Source organism: Pseudomonas monsensis (assembly GCF_014268495.2).
Lineage (GTDB): Bacteria > Pseudomonadota > Gammaproteobacteria > Pseudomonadales > Pseudomonadaceae > Aquipseudomonas > Aquipseudomonas monsensis.
In genome coordinates, this window is record NZ_CP077087.1 from 4,996,487 (window position 1) to 5,012,042 (window position 15,556).

At 61.7% G+C, this 15,556-nt stretch carries 17 protein-coding genes and 1 pseudogene; 9 read left to right on the plus strand and 9 right to left on the minus strand.

Going from position 1 to position 15,556, the window contains the following annotated elements:
- The first annotated feature begins 97 nt into the window (after positions 1-97).
- A complete protein-coding gene (locus tag HV782_RS22030; RefSeq protein ID WP_186746619.1) occupies positions 98-631 on the plus strand; it encodes a DUF1003 domain-containing protein in 534 nt (177 codons plus the stop codon).
- On the opposite strand, the gene HV782_RS22035 is transcribed toward HV782_RS22030, so the two are convergent.
- The gene (locus HV782_RS22035) at positions 632-1,573 is read right to left on the minus strand and encodes a LysR family transcriptional regulator (RefSeq protein ID WP_186746622.1); all 942 of its coding nucleotides are present in this window, start codon (positions 1,571-1,573) and stop codon (positions 632-634) included.
- A gap of 15 nt (positions 1,574-1,588) precedes the next feature.
- Between HV782_RS22035 and HV782_RS22040 the strand changes: the two genes are divergently transcribed.
- Both HV782_RS22040 and HV782_RS22045 read left to right on the plus strand, forming a co-directional pair.
- Complete coding sequence (locus tag HV782_RS22040; protein WP_186746624.1) at positions 1,589-2,296, plus strand: CTP synthase C-terminal region-related (seleno)protein; 708 nt, start codon at positions 1,589-1,591, stop codon at positions 2,294-2,296.
- Positions 2,293-2,607, plus strand: coding sequence for an antibiotic biosynthesis monooxygenase family protein (locus tag HV782_RS22045; RefSeq protein ID WP_186746626.1), 315 nt, complete (start codon positions 2,293-2,295; stop codon positions 2,605-2,607). Before HV782_RS22040 ends, HV782_RS22045 begins: the two co-directional genes overlap by 4 nt.
- Before the next feature lie 116 nt (positions 2,608-2,723).
- Here the strand turns inward: HV782_RS22045 and HV782_RS22050 are convergent, their stop codons facing one another.
- Positions 2,724-3,050, minus strand: a complete 327-nt coding sequence (locus tag HV782_RS22050; protein WP_186746629.1) for a DUF2025 family protein — start codon at positions 3,048-3,050, stop codon at positions 2,724-2,726.
- A 221-nt stretch (positions 3,051-3,271) separates the two neighbouring features.
- On the opposite strand from HV782_RS22050, the gene HV782_RS22055 reads away from it, so the two are divergent.
- Complete coding sequence (locus HV782_RS22055; RefSeq protein ID WP_123467061.1) at positions 3,272-4,399, plus strand: glycerophosphodiester phosphodiesterase; 1,128 nt, start codon at positions 3,272-3,274, stop codon at positions 4,397-4,399.
- A gap of 148 nt (positions 4,400-4,547) precedes the next feature.
- Entirely contained in the window at positions 4,548-4,853 is a 306-nt protein-coding gene (locus HV782_RS22060; protein WP_064588817.1) for a PepSY domain-containing protein, read from the plus strand.
- Between the two features lie 289 nt (positions 4,854-5,142).
- On the opposite strand, the gene HV782_RS22065 is transcribed toward HV782_RS22060, so the two are convergent.
- The 3 genes and pseudogenes from HV782_RS22065 to HV782_RS29035 form a co-directional block, all read right to left on the minus strand.
- Positions 5,143-5,583, minus strand: coding sequence for a hypothetical protein (locus HV782_RS22065; RefSeq protein WP_123467063.1), 441 nt, complete (start codon positions 5,581-5,583; stop codon positions 5,143-5,145).
- 109 nt (positions 5,584-5,692) lie between these two features.
- Complete coding sequence (locus tag HV782_RS29030) at positions 5,693-6,460, minus strand: methyl-accepting chemotaxis protein (protein WP_437180224.1); 768 nt, start codon at positions 6,458-6,460, stop codon at positions 5,693-5,695.
- 165 nt (positions 6,461-6,625) lie between these two features.
- A pseudogene (locus HV782_RS29035) lies at positions 6,626-7,315 on the minus strand (methyl-accepting chemotaxis protein); the annotation flags it as partial.
- A 276-nt stretch (positions 7,316-7,591) separates the two neighbouring features.
- On the opposite strand from HV782_RS29035, the gene HV782_RS22075 reads away from it, so the two are divergent.
- Entirely contained in the window at positions 7,592-8,614 is a 1,023-nt protein-coding gene (locus HV782_RS22075; protein WP_123467067.1) for a transporter, read from the plus strand.
- Between the two features lie 250 nt (positions 8,615-8,864).
- Entirely contained in the window at positions 8,865-10,478 is a 1,614-nt protein-coding gene (locus tag HV782_RS22080) for an inorganic phosphate transporter (protein WP_123467069.1), read from the plus strand.
- A 120-nt stretch (positions 10,479-10,598) separates the two neighbouring features.
- On the opposite strand, the gene HV782_RS22085 is transcribed toward HV782_RS22080, so the two are convergent.
- The gene (locus HV782_RS22085; RefSeq protein ID WP_186746633.1) at positions 10,599-11,495 is read right to left on the minus strand and encodes a LysR family transcriptional regulator; all 897 of its coding nucleotides are present in this window, start codon (positions 11,493-11,495) and stop codon (positions 10,599-10,601) included.
- Between the two features lie 120 nt (positions 11,496-11,615).
- Here HV782_RS22085 and HV782_RS22090 point away from each other — a divergent pair, with 120 nt between their 5' ends.
- Positions 11,616-12,374 carry an SDR family NAD(P)-dependent oxidoreductase gene (locus HV782_RS22090; protein WP_186746635.1) on the plus strand — a complete coding sequence of 253 codons (759 nt, stop codon included), beginning with the start codon at positions 11,616-11,618 and terminating at the stop codon, positions 12,372-12,374.
- Between the two features lie 69 nt (positions 12,375-12,443).
- On the opposite strand, the gene HV782_RS22095 is transcribed toward HV782_RS22090, so the two are convergent.
- Positions 12,444-12,875: a multidrug/biocide efflux PACE transporter gene (locus HV782_RS22095; RefSeq protein WP_128616035.1), complete on the minus strand. Its 432-nt coding sequence runs from the start codon at positions 12,873-12,875 to the stop codon at positions 12,444-12,446.
- An 88-nt stretch (positions 12,876-12,963) separates the two neighbouring features.
- Here HV782_RS22095 and HV782_RS22100 point away from each other — a divergent pair, with 88 nt between their 5' ends.
- Entirely contained in the window at positions 12,964-13,818 is an 855-nt protein-coding gene (locus HV782_RS22100; protein ID WP_186746637.1) for a LysR family transcriptional regulator, read from the plus strand.
- A gap of 151 nt (positions 13,819-13,969) precedes the next feature.
- Here HV782_RS22100 and HV782_RS22105 read toward each other — a convergent pair whose 3' ends face one another.
- Both HV782_RS22105 and HV782_RS22110 read right to left on the minus strand, forming a co-directional pair.
- A complete protein-coding gene (locus tag HV782_RS22105) occupies positions 13,970-15,199 on the minus strand; it encodes an RNA polymerase sigma factor (protein ID WP_186746639.1) in 1,230 nt (409 codons plus the stop codon).
- Positions 15,192-15,536 (minus strand): YciI family protein, encoded by a 345-nt coding sequence (locus tag HV782_RS22110; protein WP_007969364.1) that lies wholly within the window; start codon positions 15,534-15,536, stop codon positions 15,192-15,194. The genes HV782_RS22105 and HV782_RS22110 overlap by 8 nt, the downstream gene beginning before the upstream one ends.
- Positions 15,537-15,556: the final 20 nt, after the last annotated feature.

Here is a 15,556-nt window from a genome sequence, read left to right on the forward strand (position 1 = left end):
CGCATTCCAATGTGGGAGCGAGCTTGCTCGCGAAGAGGCCGTCAGCCTCGGCACAAGGCTATAGTGAACAATAGCCCTGAAGCCTGCCGAGCCCATCATGACCACCGAAAAACCTGCCTCCCCCGCCACCGCCCCCGTCGATCACCTGCGCTTCCATCGCCCTCACGCCCACCTCAACACCACGTTCGGCAACGACAAGTTTGCACTGCGTGCCGAGGCCTTTGCGCGGTTCTTCGGCACACCGCTGTTTCTTGGCGCGCAAACCGCGATCGTCGCGGTGTGGATCGGCCTCAACGTGTCGGGCGTGACGCAGTTCGACGTCTACCCGTTCATCCTGCTCAACCTCGCGTTCAGCCTGCAAGCTGCGTACGCCGCACCGTTGATCCTGCTGGCGCAGACCCGTCAGGCCGCACGGGACAAGGCGCAGTCGGACGCCGACGCACAGCACCGTGAAGCGTTGGCGGTGGCCAACACCGAGCGCCAGGCGCAGGCCGCGCAAACCACCGCGCAACTGCTCGAACTGCTGGAGCAGAACACCCGACTCACCGAAATGACCAAGAGCCTGACTGAACGCATCGAAGGCCTGACCCGCGAACTGCATGAGCACATCTGCCAGAACCCGAAACGCTGATCACGGCAGCCGCAGCGCCCGCCCCAGCTCATCGAACAGCGTGACCACCGAACGCAAGGCCCGGCAGTCCGGGCGGGTCAGCAGCCACAGCGCGGTGTCGTAGCCGTGCAGCGGTTCGCTGAGGGCCTGCAAACCCTCGGTGATCAAAAAGTCCGGCAATGCCGCCACACCGAGTCCGCCACGCACCAGTTCAGTCACCGACAGCATGCTGTTGCAGCGATAAGCCGGGGTCACGCCGGGCAACTGCTGGCGGCGCCAGGCGACGGTCGGGTGATCCGGCAAAAACTCGTCCGGGGCGATCCAGGTCAGCGCCGCCAGATCCGTTGCGTCAATGTTTTGCAGATAGCGCCTACTGGCACAGACCCGGTAGGAAATCTTCGCCAGTTGCCGTCCGACCAGATGCTCCGGTGGTGTCCGCGTCAAACGCAGCGCAATGTCCGCATCGCGCCGGCTGAGGTTGGCGAAATCGTTGGAGGTGCTCAGCTCAAGGGTCAGTGCCGGGTAGTTCGGCATGAACTGCGCCAGCGCTGGCAACAGCAAACCCTGCAATACCGAATCGGTACAGGTCAGGCGCACCGTGCCGCTGACGACTTCCCCGCCCTGCTCCACACCAATGCGCGCCGCTTCCAGCGCCTGCTCGGCGCGCTCAGCCTGTTCGGCCAGGGTCTGCGCGAGCGTGGTGGGCAGGTAACCGGCACGGCTCTTTTCGAATAGTTGCTGACCCAGCGCCGACTCCAGACGACGCACGGCGCGAAACACCGTCGACACGTCTACCCTGAGCAACTGCGCAGCCCGGGCCAGCGAGCCGCCGCGCACCAGAGCGAGAATCAGCGCCAGATCCGGGTAGCCGAGTCGATAGTGCGTCGCTGCATTGATCACTTGGGAAAACGCCAATATTGAGTGCGTGAACGCCAATCTATAGTGAGCCCCATCAATCAACAAGCGCAGAGAACACTCATGGAAAACCGCGCCATCCGCATCGCCCTGATCGGCGATTACGACCCGCAAGTCACCGCCCACCAGGCGATCCCCGTTGCGCTCGGCATGCTCGCCGAGCAGACCAGCCGCGAGGTGCAATTCCAATGGCTGCCCACCGAGAGCATCCACGTCGATACACCACTGCAAGATTTCGACGGTTTCTGGTGCGTACCGGCCAGCCCCTACAAAAGCGAAGCTGGTGCCTTGCGCGCCATCCGTTTTGCCCGCGAACAACAGCGCCCTTTCCTCGGCACCTGCGGTGGCTTTCAGCATGCGGTGCTGGAATTTTCCCGCAACGTGCTGGGCTGGGCCGATGCCGAACATGGCGAGACGTCACCCGATTCGCAGCGAGCGGTGCTCACGCCGCTGTCCTGTTCATTGGTGGAAGCCGTGGACAGCATTCATCTGGTCGCAGGCTCGTTGATCGCCAAGGCGTACGAAACATCGGAGATTCGGGAGGGCTATCGCTGCAGGTTCGGTGTGAATCCGCAGTTCGAGCGAGAGTTGCTGACCCATCGGCTACACGCCGTGGGCCATGATTCGGCGGGCGATTTACGCGCGATCGAATTGAACGACCATGTGTTCTTTGTCGCGACGCTGTTTCAGCCGGAACGTGCGGCGCTCAAGGGGCTCGTTCCGCCGCTGGTTCGGGCGTTCGTCGAAGCGTGCGCGGAGCAACGCCAATGAAGCCCAACGAGCCGTGCTTCGCGGTGATTTTCACCTCGACCCGCACCGAGGGCGACAACGGTTACGCGGCGGCATCCGAGCGGATGATGGAGTTGGTTGTGCAGCAGCCGGGGTTCCTCGGCGTGGATTCGATCCGGGGCGAGGACGGGGTCGGGATCACCATTTCGTACTGGGCGAGCGAGGCGGCGATTCTGGCCTGGCGCGAGCATCCTGAGCACCGGGTGATTCAGGCGCGTGGGCGCGCGCAGTGGTATTCGAAATTCCACACGCAGGTGTGTCGGGTGGAGCGCGAGTATCGGTTTGGGCAGTGAGTGCAGCGGCGCACTGATTGGCCTCTTCGCGAGCAAGCTCGCTCCCACAGGAGGAATGCGATCAACTGTGGGAACGAGCTTGCTCGCGAAGAGGCCTTTACAGACTGCGCAAAATCTCAGCCCTTCACCAGACTGCGCACCGCCACGATCTCCGGCACCTCAACCTTGCTCATGTACACCCGCAACGGCTCGGTGATGTTGATCCGGTCATGGATGTTCTGATCCAGCAGTAACTGAATCAGCTCGCGCTTCAAGGTCATGGTCGTCTCAGAGGCCGCCGCCCAGACAAATTCACTGGTGGGAATGATGCCGTCATCGGCCACGTCCATGCCGAACGAATCTTCGCTGAATCGCACGATGTACTGACCGGTTTTGCGGTTGAGGCCGACAAAGCCCTTGAGGTCGTCGGCCGCCTGGCAGATGAGTTGGGAGGTGATGCGCATGGTAAACCTCACGAAAAGTGTTCGATGGTTTACACGCAGGGCAACGGAACGGCGCGCCCTCTGCCGGGACGTCTGCCGAGGGCAAGCGTACTGCAAACCGCGCCACAAAAGTGCAGGAAAAATCGCTTTTAATACGTTTATGTCGGTCTGGCGATAGCACGCAACCGATTCAGTTGTTAAAAGGTACGTCTTTGAAAATGCCCTGCGAAAGGAACTCGAACATGCCCGCCACTTTCACCAAAAGCGCCCTCATGCTGAGCCTGCTGCTCGCTCTCGGTCAGGCGCAGGCCGCCAGCCAGACCGATCCCGAGGCCGTCGCTGCGGCACACGGTATCCCGCACCCGGCGGTGATCGCCCACCGTGGCGCGTCCTTCGATGCACCGGAGTCCACCGCCGCGTCCTACAAACTGGCCCGCGACCTTGGCGCCGATTACCTGGAAATGGACTTGCAGCGCAGCAAGGACGGCGTGCTGTTCGCCCTGCACGACAACAACCTGCAACGCACCACTGACGTCGCCAGCAAGTTCCCGGAGCGCAAGGACAGCCCGGCCAATGCCTTCACCATGGCCGAATTGAAAACCCTCGACGCCGGCAGTTGGTACAACACGGCCTACCCGGATCGCGCGCGTCCGACCTACGCCGGCCTGAAAATCCTGACCCTGGACGAGATTATCGACATCGCCCAGGCCAACCCGAAACACAAGCCGGGCCTGTACATCGAAACCAAAGAACCGCAGCTGTTTCCCGGCATCGAGCATGACCTCAAGGAGAAGCTGCAGGACCGCGGCTGGTTGAGCCAGGCCGGTTCGAAACTGGCCAAGAGCGAGCTCGGCGTCGGCCAGGGCAAAGGCAAGGTGATCCTGCAGACCTTCGAGAAAAACAGCCTCGAACTGCTGCAAAAGGAAATGCCGCAAGTGCCGAAGATCCTGCTGTTGTGGGTCGGTGAAGGCAGCATCGAACCAAAATCGAAAGTGTCTTTCGCCGACTCCGGCGAGAAGGACAAGAACGTGTTTTACGGCAAGCAGGAACCGAAGTCCGAAGCCGAGTTCAAGCAGTGGGTCGATTACGCCAAGGCGCAAGGGGCGATCGGCACCGGCCCTTCGGCGAAGCTGACCAAGGGCGGCGACCAGAGTTATTCGGACCTGGTGCAACCGTGGATGAATAAGTACACCCACGATCAAGGCATGCTGGTGCACGTGTACACCGTCGATGAGCCGGTGGACTTCGAGAAAGTCATGGCCGCCGGTGTCGACGGCATTTTCACCAACCGCGCCAGTGAGCTGTTGAAGTTCTACAAGCGCCCGGCCAGTGCCAGTGTTGATCAGGTGTTGAAGAACAACGGGTTCTGATAGATAAACCCGGTTGTCCGCATCGCGAGCAGGCTCGCGCCTACGAGTCCTGCGCGCGATGCGTTGTTTTAAGGGTGAATTAAGTTGCAGTGATTAATCTGAACTCACTTCAACAGAACACGCACTTAAACAAGCAAGGAACGAACTCATGAAAACTTTGACTGCCCTGTTTACCGCCGCTGCCCTGACCCTCACCGCTGGCCTGGCCCAGGCTGATGTGCGCGTCGATCAGATTCCGCAACTGGTTAAAGACGGCAAGATCAAGTCGCTGGAGTCGATGAATGCCGAAGCGCTGAAACTGCATCCGGGTGCGACCATCACCGACACCGACCTGGATAACCACTTCAACGGTTACGAGTATGAAGTTGAGCTGAAAACCGCTGACGGCAAAGAGTTCGACGTCGATTTCGACGCCACCACCGGCAAGGTGCTGAGCAACAAGCAAGACACTTGATACAGCGAATACGCAAAGCCGCACGATTGAGAAATCGTGCGGCTTTTTTGTGTTCGGCTTTTTTGATGTGTTGTCAGTGAGATTTTCTCCCCCTCACCCCAGCCCTCTCCCCCAAGGGGGAGCCGATCGGGGGCTTTCAAAGCCTGAGTTCGACTCGCAATCTTGAAGCGGATCAGGAAAACAACAAGGACCTGAGTGCGCTTCGATATTTCAGGTCGGCGTAGCTCGAATAGTCACCGCGGTCAGTTCCCTCTCCCTTGGGAGAGGGCTAGGGTGAGGGGAAAAGGCATCACACCGAGGTGCTGACCAACGACCCCGAAGTGCTCGAGTCGGAATCCTGCAACGCCTGCAACAGTGATGCGGTAGCGGTTGAGAGGGACGCCGAGGTGGCGGTGACCTGCGCCTGAGCCGCTGCCACTTCAGCCGCCTTGGCATCCGAGTTGTCCTGCTTCGCCTGCGCCGCTTGCAGCGCCTGCTGTTCCTCCTGCAATTGCTTCTGCAGTTCGGCAATCTGCTTGCGCAGTTCCTTCACCGAATCCGATTCTTCGCTGCTGCTGGAACTGCTGTCGCCGGACGGGGCTGCACCGCCGGCAGCTTTCGGGGCGTCGGTGGTGGCGCTGGTGCTGGCCGTGGCGCTGGCAGAGGTGTCTTCGCTGGCGTCAGTGATCGACGTTTTGCTCGTCGAGGTGCTGAGGGTCTGGTTGATCGAGACAGATGTGATGCTGACCATGGGAGTGCTCCAATGCCGGTTTTAGATACCCGGTCATCGACCCTGTGCGCAGCAATTTGAGATTGACTGTGTACCGACTCGGTATCCGAACCGGTACACAGCCAACGGCTCACGCGCTCAGGCGAGCGGTGACTTCATTGAGTTGCCCGGACAGGCCATGCAGGTTCTGGCTGGCCGTTTCGGTGCGCTGCACGTTGTCGAGGTTGGTGCTGGCAATCGAAGTGATCTCGGTGAGGTTGCGCGAGATGTCTTCGGCCACCGAAGTCTGCTCTTCCGCCGCCGTCGCGATCTGCCGGTTCATGTCGCGGATCGCTTCCACGGCGTGGGTGATGCGCTCGAGCATGGCGCCGGCCTGGGTCACTTGCTCGACGCTCTCATCGCTGCGCGACTGGCCGCTGTCGATGGCTTGGGCCGCGTCCACCGCGCCGGTCTGCACGCTCTGAATGATCTGGTTGATCTCGATGATCGACTCCGCCGTGCGTTGCGCCAGGTTACGCACTTCATCGGCGACCACGGCAAAACCACGCCCGGCCTCACCGGCCCGCGCCGCTTCAATCGCCGCGTTCAACGCCAGCAGATTGGTCTGCTCGGCGATGCCGCGAATCACTTCCAGCACCTTGCCGATACGGCCGCTGTCGGCTTCCAGACGACGGATCACCGTGGCGGTGTTGGCGATTTCACCGCGCATCTGGGTGATGGAATGGATGGTGCTCTGCATGACCTTTTCGCCCTGTTGAGCGGACTGGTCGGCATCATCGGCGGCGCGCGCGGCATCGGCGGCATGGCGCGCCACTTCCTGGGCGGTGGCGGACATTTCGTTCATCGCCGTGGCCACCTGATCGGTGCGGTTGAACTGCTCGTTGGTGCCGCCGGCCATGGTCGTGGCGATCGCATTCAACTCGCCGCTGGCGCTGTCCAGATCACTGGCGCTGCGTTGCAGATGAGTGAAGGTTTCAGCAAGGAAATCACGCAGGGTATTGGCGGCTGCCGCGAGGTTGCCCAACTCGTCCTGACGGTCGTTGGCGACACGCTCAGCGAGGCGCCCGCGGCTCAACTGGGTGACGTAATCGATCAGCTTGCGGATCGGTTCGATCAGGTTGCGGTTGACCAGCCACAGGCTCAACAGACCGATCAGCAGACCGGAGCCGAGCATCACCAGAATACCCAGCATCACGGTGTTGTTGGCACTGTCGTTGATTTGCAGCGATTGCTCGTCACCCTGCTTGCGCAGTTCGGCCACCAACGCGCTCATCTGCTCGCTGGCGGCACGGTCCACGCCTTTGACGGCGGCATCGCCAGCCGTTGGATCGGCACCGGCAGCCACGTAGGCATCGCGCCCCTTCTGGTAGGCAGCGCCGAGCAGGCGGTGTTCTTCACGCAGGCGTTCGATGCGGGTTTTCAGCGCCGGCTCGATGCCTTTCTGGCCGGCCAGTTCGCCAAGGATGTTCTGTACATCGCGCTGGCGATCTTCGAACTGGCTCCAGTATTTGCTCAGATCCGCCGGTTGCTTGCCGCGCAGCAGGACGTTTTTCCATTCCTGCACCTGCACCTTGAATTGCAGGTTGGCTTCGTCGATCAGTTGCGAGGTGTGCAACGGACCGGCGATCAACTGGCTGTAGTTCTGTACGCCGTTGGACAGGAAGTGAAAGCAGGCCAGCGCGATCAACAGCATTGCCAGCAGGCTGCCGCTCAGCAGGGCGAGAATTTGCGCTCTCAGGGATTTTTGCAGCATCGCAAGATACTCAGGACAGGGATGAGGCACGCCCGATAAGGCGTGGGATTTTGCCGGACATCCATGTCGGCGAGCCTTGGCTCTTGGCCAAGCGCGCGCAACGTAACCTAAGCGTGATCGGCGTGCCAGAGCGCTTCTTGAAGAAATTCCGACCGCCGGTAAGTCGCTGATTTGACGTCATTTTGCTGTCACACAAGCGTCATGTGACATTGCGATGATGCGGCTCAGGTGAATCCGGGAATTCCGCCCCGGACGCCCTCCTCGCAGCGAGCCTCCATGAACCACAGCCTCGACCTCAGTCATCGTGATCCTGACTTGTTCGGTTTGCTCTACGGCTTTCGTTTCCTGCCCGGTGAAAAGGGCCGCGAAGTCGATTCGGCCACCGCCCTGCGCTGTCTGCAAGAAGACGGCGACAGCGGTGAATTTCTCTGGCTGCACCTGAACCTGGCCCACGCCGCGTGTGAGCGCTGGATGAAAAGCCATCTGCAATTGCCCGAAGAGTTTTTCGAAGCGCTGCACGAAGGTTCGCGTTCGACGCGCATCGAGCACGTCGATTCGGCGTTGCTGGCGGTGGTCAACGACGTGGTGTTCAACCTCAGCAGCATGGTGTCCTCGGACGTGTCGACACTTTGGGTCTGCGTGCGCAGCAAACTGATCGTCAGTGCACGCCTGCAACCGCTGCACTCGGTGGACAAACTGCGCTCGTCGGTGAAGGCCGGCGAGCGTTTTCGTTCGCCGTCGGAATTGCTCGTGCACCTGCTGCGCGATCAGGGCGAAGTGCTGACACAGATCGTGCGCAAGACCAGCATGAGCGTCGACCAGGTCGAGGACGAATTGCTTTCCTCGCGCCTGTCGACCAACCGCGCCGAACTGGGCGCCAATCGTCGCGTACTGGTGCGCCTGCAACGGCTGCTGGCGCTGGAACCGGGCTCGTTGCTGCGCCTGCTCAACCGGCCGCCGCCGTGGCTGCAAAAGGAGGACGTCAAGGAGTTGCGCAAGTCCACCGAGGAGTTTGCGCTGATCATCAACGACCTCACCGCCCTCGGCGAGCGGATCAAGTTGCTCCAGGAAGAGATCGCCGCCAACCTCAACGAACAGAGCAACCGCACGCTGTTCACCCTCACCGTGGTCACGGTGCTGGCGCTGCCGATCAACATCATCGCCGGTTTCTTCGGCATGAACGTTGGCGGTGTACCGCTGGCGACAGATCCGGAGGGGTTCTGGATTCTGGTGGCACTGGTGGCGACGTTCACCGTGATTGCCGGGCGCTGGGCATTTCGCAAGCGTGGGGACTACTAACCCGCTAAATACTCTGCCCCAGCACAGATCCCTTGCAGGCGTGAGCCTGCTCGCGATAGCGGTGTGGCAGGCACCTCTGTGTTGAATGTGCCAACCTCATCGCGAGCAGGCTCACGCCTGCAGCGGCTGTTTATTACCTTGGGATCAATGGTCAGACTAATCCCGCAAACACTGATCTGACGCAGCTTCTCTGTAATATTTAGCAACGATCATGGGCGACACTCCTTACCTCGCTCAGGATTGTCCGCTCATGGCTACTCCTTCCCTGACCGCCCGCCAGGCGTCCGCCCCCAGCGGCAGACCCGCCCTCGACAATAAAGCCAGCCCGTTCACCTACGTGATTTTTTTCGCAGTGCTGGCCATGGGGATGCTGTTCACCGCCTACAGCCTGATGCATGACATGCACGAGCTGGGCACCACCGTCACCACCTGGACGCCGTTTCTGCTGCTCGGCGTGGCGCTGCTGATTGCGCTGGGCTTTGAGTTCGTCAACGGGTTCCACGACACCGCCAACGCGGTCGCAACGGTGATCTACACCCACTCGCTGCCGCCGAACGTGGCGGTGGTCTGGTCGGGGTTCTTCAATTTTCTCGGGGTGCTGCTGTCCAGCGGCGCGGTGGCGTTCGGCATCATCGCTTTGCTGCCAGTGGAGTTGATTCTGCAGGTCGGTTCGTCCGCCGGTTTCGCGATGATCTTCGCCCTGTTGATCGCGGCGATCCTGTGGAACCTCGGCACTTGGTGGCTGGGCCTGCCTGCCTCGTCGTCGCACACCCTGATCGGTTCGATCATCGGCGTCGGCGTGGCCAATGCCTTGATGCACGGGCGCGACGGCACCAGCGGTGTGGACTGGGCGCAGGCGACCAAGATTGGTTACGCCTTGCTGCTGTCGCCGCTGGTGGGTTTCGGTTGCGCGGCGCTGTTGCTGCTGGCCCTGCGCGCGTTCGTGAAGAACCGTGCGCTGTACAAGGCCCCGGAAGGCAACACCCCGCCACCGTGGTGGATTCGTGGTTTGTTGATCGTCACCTGCACCGGCGTGTCCTTCGCCCACGGCTCCAACGACGGGCAGAAAGGCATGGGCCTGATCATGCTGATTCTGGTCGGCACCTTGCCGATGGCCTATGCGCTTAACCGCACCATGCCCGCCGATCAGGCGTTGCAGTTCGCCGCGGTGGCCGAGGTCACCCAGCAGGCGCTGATAAAAAACACCCCGCTGCCGGCCCCGGCCGATCCGCGTCCGGTGCTCTCCGATTACGTGCGCAGCAAGCAAGCGACGCCGCAACTGATCCCCGCCCTCGCCGCTCTGACCGGGCACATTGGCGAAGAGGTCAAAGGCTATGGCTCGCTGTCGAAAGTCCCGGCCGAAGCCATGGGCAACGTGCGCAACGACATGTACCTGGCCAGCGAAAGTATTCGCCTGATGGACAAGAACAAGGTCGGCAACTTCGACGCCGACACCACTGACAAACTGCAACTGTTCAAGCAGCAGATCGACAACGCTACGCGGTTCATTCCGTTGTGGGTGAAGATCGCCGTGGCCATCGCTTTGGGGCTGGGGACCATGGTCGGCTGGAAACGGATTGTGGTGACGGTCGGCGAGAAAATCGGCAAGACCCACCTGACCTACGCCCAGGGCGCCTCGGCGGAAACCGTGGCGATGCTGACCATCGGCGCAGCGGACATGTTCGGTTTGCCGGTGTCGACCACCCATGTGCTGTCATCGGGCGTGGCCGGGACCATGGTCGCCAATGGCGGTGGTTTGCAGATGAAGACCATCCGCAATCTGCTGATGGCGTGGGTGCTGACGCTGCCGGCGGCGATTCTGCTGTCGGGTAGCCTGTATTGGCTGTTTACCCGGTTCTTCTGAACAACACGGGTTCCCTTGTAGGCCTTCGCCTGCTCGCGATAGCGGTACATCTGTCACCTCTGCATCGACTGACAGGACGCCATCGCGAGCAGGCTCGCTACAGTTGATCTGCGGTGTGAGTCAGAGCGTCGAACGAATCACCTCGCCCAACCAATCCATGAACACCCGCACCCGCAACGGCAAATGTCGTTGCCGCGCATACAGGATTGAAATCCCCATCGCCGGCGCGGTGAACTGCGGCAGCACAATCACCAGTTCACCGGTGTCCAGGTGCGGCTGCATGCCGGTGCGCGGCACCTGAATCAGGCCGAAGCCGCCCAGACAGGCCGACTCGTAGGCATCGGTGCTGTTGACCGTGACACTGCCAGCCATCGGCAGGCGCCGTACCTGCCCGTCCTGTTCATACACAAACCCTTCCGAGCGCGAACCGAGCACGCCCACGTAATGCACCAGTCGATGCTGCGCCAGATCCTCCAGCGTCTGCGGCACGCCGTAACGTTCGAGGTACGCTGGGCTGGCGCAGTTGATCATCGGGAAGTCACCGAGGTGCCGCGCCACCACTGACTGATCCGGCTGCGCGCCGATGCGCACCACGCAATCGAAACCTTCGCTGAGCAGATCAACGCGGCGGTCGGTGCTGCTGATCTCCAATTCAAGATTCGGGTGACGCGCCATGAACCCGGGCAGCCGCGGCATGATCAGGCGTCGCGACAGAATGTTCGGCATGTCGACGCGAATCCGACCGCTCAGCGAGGCCGGATCCTGACGAAACAAGCCCTCGATCTCGTCCATATGCGACAGCAGATCCTTGCTGCGCTCGTACAGCACCAGACCGTCCTGCGTCGCCTGCACCTTGCGCGTGGTGCGTTGCAGCAGGCGTGTACCGAGCAGGGCTTCCAGCGCCTGCACATGCTCGGACACCGTCGAGCGCGGCAGCCCCAGGCTTTCGCCGGCGAGGGTGAAACTCGACAGTTCGCTGACCCGGACGAAGGTGCGCAGCAGTTCCAGTTTGTTCATGAGGACACCCGTTAATTGTTCGGCAGATCCGACCAGTGATTCCGGTTTCAGTCTGTTTATCACCTCATGGCGGATAAATAAACTTTGCTCAACACCACTCACTGCAATCGAGAATTTCACATGAATCGCAAAATCGCATTGATCACCGGTGCCAGTCGTGGCCTGGGCAAAAACGCCGCACTGCACCTCGCCGCCCAGGGCATCGACATCATTGGCACTTACCACAGCCGCGCCGATGAAGCCCAGGCGCTGGTGACTGAACTGGAACAACGCGGCGCCAAAGCCGTGATGCTGCAACTGGACGTCGGCCGCAGCGACAGCTTCGCCGATTTCGGCGTACGGATTGAGCAGGCGTTGCAAGAGACCTTCGGACGTTCGCGCTTCGATTTCCTGATCAACAACGCCGGGATCGGTGTGCACGCGCTGTTCGCCGAGACCACGCCAGAGCAGTTCGACCTGCTGATGAACATCCAGCTCAAAGGGCCGTTCTTTCTGACCCAGCAATTGCTGCCGCTGATCAACGACGGCGGGCGCATCATCAACATCTCCAGCGGCCTGACCCGCTTCAGCCTGCCGGGCTACGGCGCCTACGCGGCAATGAAAGGGGCAATGGAGGTGCTGACCCGCTATCAGGCCAAGGAACTCGGTGCACGGCAGATCGGCGTGAACATTCTGGCGCCGGGGGCAATCGAGACTGACTTCGGTGGCGGTGCGGTGCGCGACAACTCGGCCATCAATGCGATGGTCGCCAGCAACACCGCACTGGGCCGTGCCGGGCAGCCGGACGACATTGGTGGCGCGCTGGCGTTGCTGCTGTCGCCGGGTGGCCAGTGGATCAATGGCCAGCGGGTTGAAGCGTCGGGCGGGATGTTCCTCTGACACTGAAATCCGCGAACACACATTGTGGCGAGGGAGCAAGCGCTCCTCGCCACAGGTTGTAGTGCGGATTTAAACCGCACGCGACATCAAGAAGCGCTCCCGCACCACGTCATAGCCCCAGTGATACACGTAGGTGTACGGCAGGAAGAACAACAGCACGCCGATGTCCAGCAGGAACGCCTGCCACAGGCTGACCGACAGCCACCAGGCAATCAGCGGCACGCCCATCACAATCAAGCCCCCTTCGAACAGCAGCGCATGGATCACGCGCACCCAAGCGGTGTGGGCGACGTTCAGGCGCGCAAGCATGCGGTCGAAGAAGCGGTTGAACACCACGTTCCACGCCAGTGCCAACAACGCGATCAGCACGGTTACCGCGCCCATGTCGAGCAGCGGTTTATCCATGATCCACGCCAGCAACGGGGTACAGATCAGGATCGCCAGCAGTTCGAAACCGATGGCTTGGCAAATTCGTTCAACGATGGATTTATTGGCAGTCATGGCCTGATTCCTCTGTGAAGATGGTTGCCATGATCCACCTGGATACCGATACTTCATAACCAATAACCATCTACCAAGGCGATAGTTGATGATTTCGCAGGAAGTGCTGCTGGCGTTCGTCCAGGCGGCGACCGAAGGTTCGTTCTCGGCGGCGGCGCGCAAACTGGGGCGCAGTCAGTCGACCATCAGCGCGGCAGTGGCCAGCCTGGAGATCGACCTCGATCTGCAACTGTTCGATCGCACCAGCCGCAAACCGAGCCTGACCCCGGCCGGCCATGTGATGCTGCAACGGGCCGAAGCGATTCTGGCGGCCAGCAGTCGCATGGAAATGACGGCGCGGCAACTGGCCGAAGGCGTCGAGCCGAAGCTGACCGTGGCGCTTTCCGATACCTACCAATCGGCGCGCTTCGAAGCGGCGCTGGTCGAGTTCGAGCAGCGTTATCCCGATCTGGAGCTGGAATGCCTGATCGCCGAGTGCGACGACCTCATCGAACTGGTCCAGCGTGGTCGCGCACATCTGGCGTTTGCCGAAATGCAGGACAGCTATCCGCCGGACCTGGTGACCTCGACGGTGGCCGAGCGCACAGACATTGCCCTGTTCGTGAAGGACGACCACAACCTGACCGGCGTCGAAAATATCGACCAGGCGGTTCTGCAGCAGCATCGCGAGTTGCGGCTGGCGACCATCGTCAATCCCTACGACAGCCGGGCGAAGGGCCGGGTGTGGTCCGCACCGAGTTACCTGATGCTGATGGAAATGGCCGAGATGGGCTTTGGCTGGGCGGCGCTGCCGCGCTGGCTGGTGGGGCGCTTCGGTAATGGCTCGCTGGTGGAACTGACCGTGCGCGGCTGGCCACGACCGGTGTACGTCGATGCGTTGTGGTCGCGGATTTATCCGCCAGGGCCGGCGGGGAGCTGGTTGTTGAGCAAGATGCTGGAATAGGTGGCGCGCCCATTCGCGAGCAGGCCTGGTTAATTGATACTGGCCTTACTGACCTCTTCGCGAGCAAGCTCGCTCCCACATTTGGAATGCGATCACCTGTGGGAGCGAGCTTGCTCGCGAAGAGGCCGACACTGCCACTGAAGGTCTCGGGTCAATCCAGCTCGCTCAGCCGCCCCTCGATAAACCGCCGCTCCGGCTCCTGCCGCGTCAGCTCCAGCGCTCGCCGATACGCCAGCCGCGCCTGCTCCACCCGCCCCAACTGCCGACAGAACTCCGCCCGCGCCGAATGCGCCAGGTGGTAATCCTGCAATTCGCCGCGATCCAGGATCCCCTCGATCAGCGTCAACCCGGCCAACGCCCCATCCCGTTTGGCCACCGCCACCGCGCGGTTCAGTTCGATCACCGGCGATGGCATCGCTCGGAGCAATACGTCATACAGCCCGACGATCTGCTGCCAATCCGTTTGCGCCGCTGAAGGCGCCTCGGCATGCACCGCAGCAATCGCCGCTTGCAGGCAATACGGACCGAATCGCCGCGTGGTCAGCGCCCGCTCCACCAGTGCGCAACCTTCGACAATCAGCCCGGCATCCCAGCGCGAGCGGTCCTGGTCATCCAGCAGTACCAACTCGCCGTCCGGCGAGGTACGCGCCGGCCGCCGCGACTCGTGCAGCAGCATCAACGCCAACAGCCCCATCACCTCCGGTTCCGGCAGCAGCTCCATCAGCAAACGCCCGAGCCTGATCGCCTCGCGGGTCAGGTCTTCACGGATCAGTTCAGCCCCCATCGACGCCGAATAGCCTTCGTTAAACACCAGATAGATCACCCGCAACACGCTGTCGAGGCGTTCGGGCAGTTCGCTCAGGCCGGGGACTTGATAGGGGATTTTCGCGTCACGGATCTTGGCTTTGGCCCGCACGATGCGCTGGGCGATGGCCGCCGGCGCCGAGAGAAAGGCGCGGGCAATTTCTTCAGTGGTGAGGTCGCAGACTTCGCGCAAGGTCAGCGGCACTTGCGCATCCGCCGCCAGCGCCGGGTGACAGCAGGTGAAGATCAACCGCAGGCGATCGTCTTCCACATCTTCGCCACTCCAGTCGGCCTGTTCCAGTTCTTCAAGTTGCGCCAGCAGCAATGGCTGCGAGGCTTTGAAACGCGCACGTCGGCGCAGCACGTCGATGGCCTTGAAGCGCCCGGTGGACACCAGCCAGGTGCGCGGATTGTCCGGCACACCGTCGCGCTGCCAGCGCTCGACCGCGACGAAGAACGCCTCGTGCAAGGCTTCTTCGGCGAGGTCGAAATCGCCGAGCAGGCGAATCAGCGTCGCGAGGATCCGCCGCGAATCCTCGCGATAGACCTGCTCGACCCGCGCCCGGACGTCAGACATTCAGCTGCCGCACCGGGCGCACTTCGACGCTGCCGACCCGGGCCGCCGGAATGTTGCCGGCGACTTGAATCGCTTCGTTGAGGTCCTTGGCGTCGATCAGGTAGAAACCGGCCAGTTGCTCCTTGGTTTCCGCGAACGGGCCATCGGTGATCGACAGCTTGCCGTTGCGCATGCGCACCGTGGTCGCGGTCTGCACCGACTCCAACGCTTCGGCGGCAACCATGCGGCCGCTGCCCTGAATCGACTCGGCATACGCCCAGCATTCGGCGTCTTCCGGGCTGTCGGGCGACGTGTGCAGCAGGCGCTCATCGCTGTAGACCAGGCATAGATACTTCATGGCTTTCTCCTGATTCGAAC

Coding starts and splice junctions, on each gene's coding strand:
- HV782_RS22030 (WP_186746619.1), top strand. CDS start 98: ATGACCACCGAAAAACCTGCCTCCCCCGCCACCGCCCCCGTCGATCAC.
- HV782_RS22040 (WP_186746624.1), top strand. CDS start 1,589: ATGGAAAACCGCGCCATCCGCATCGCCCTGATCGGCGATTACGACCCG.
- HV782_RS22045 (WP_186746626.1), top strand. CDS start 2,293: ATGAAGCCCAACGAGCCGTGCTTCGCGGTGATTTTCACCTCGACCCGC.
- HV782_RS22050 (WP_186746629.1), bottom strand. CDS start 3,050: ATGCGCATCACCTCCCAACTCATCTGCCAGGCGGCCGACGACCTCAAG.
- HV782_RS22055 (WP_123467061.1), top strand. CDS start 3,272: ATGCCCGCCACTTTCACCAAAAGCGCCCTCATGCTGAGCCTGCTGCTC.
- HV782_RS22060 (WP_064588817.1), top strand. CDS start 4,548: ATGAAAACTTTGACTGCCCTGTTTACCGCCGCTGCCCTGACCCTCACC.
- HV782_RS22065 (WP_123467063.1), bottom strand. CDS start 5,583: ATGGTCAGCATCACATCTGTCTCGATCAACCAGACCCTCAGCACCTCG.
- HV782_RS29030 (WP_437180224.1), bottom strand. CDS start 6,460: ATGGCCGGCGGCACCAACGAGCAGTTCAACCGCACCGATCAGGTGGCC.
- HV782_RS22075 (WP_123467067.1), top strand. CDS start 7,592: ATGAACCACAGCCTCGACCTCAGTCATCGTGATCCTGACTTGTTCGGT.
- HV782_RS22080 (WP_123467069.1), top strand. CDS start 8,865: ATGGCTACTCCTTCCCTGACCGCCCGCCAGGCGTCCGCCCCCAGCGGC.
- HV782_RS22085 (WP_186746633.1), bottom strand. CDS start 11,495: ATGAACAAACTGGAACTGCTGCGCACCTTCGTCCGGGTCAGCGAACTG.
- HV782_RS22090 (WP_186746635.1), top strand. CDS start 11,616: ATGAATCGCAAAATCGCATTGATCACCGGTGCCAGTCGTGGCCTGGGC.
- HV782_RS22095 (WP_128616035.1), bottom strand. CDS start 12,875: ATGACTGCCAATAAATCCATCGTTGAACGAATTTGCCAAGCCATCGGT.
- HV782_RS22100 (WP_186746637.1), top strand. CDS start 12,964: ATGATTTCGCAGGAAGTGCTGCTGGCGTTCGTCCAGGCGGCGACCGAA.
- HV782_RS22105 (WP_186746639.1), bottom strand. CDS start 15,199: ATGTCTGACGTCCGGGCGCGGGTCGAGCAGGTCTATCGCGAGGATTCG.
- HV782_RS22110 (WP_007969364.1), bottom strand. CDS start 15,536: ATGAAGTATCTATGCCTGGTCTACAGCGATGAGCGCCTGCTGCACACG.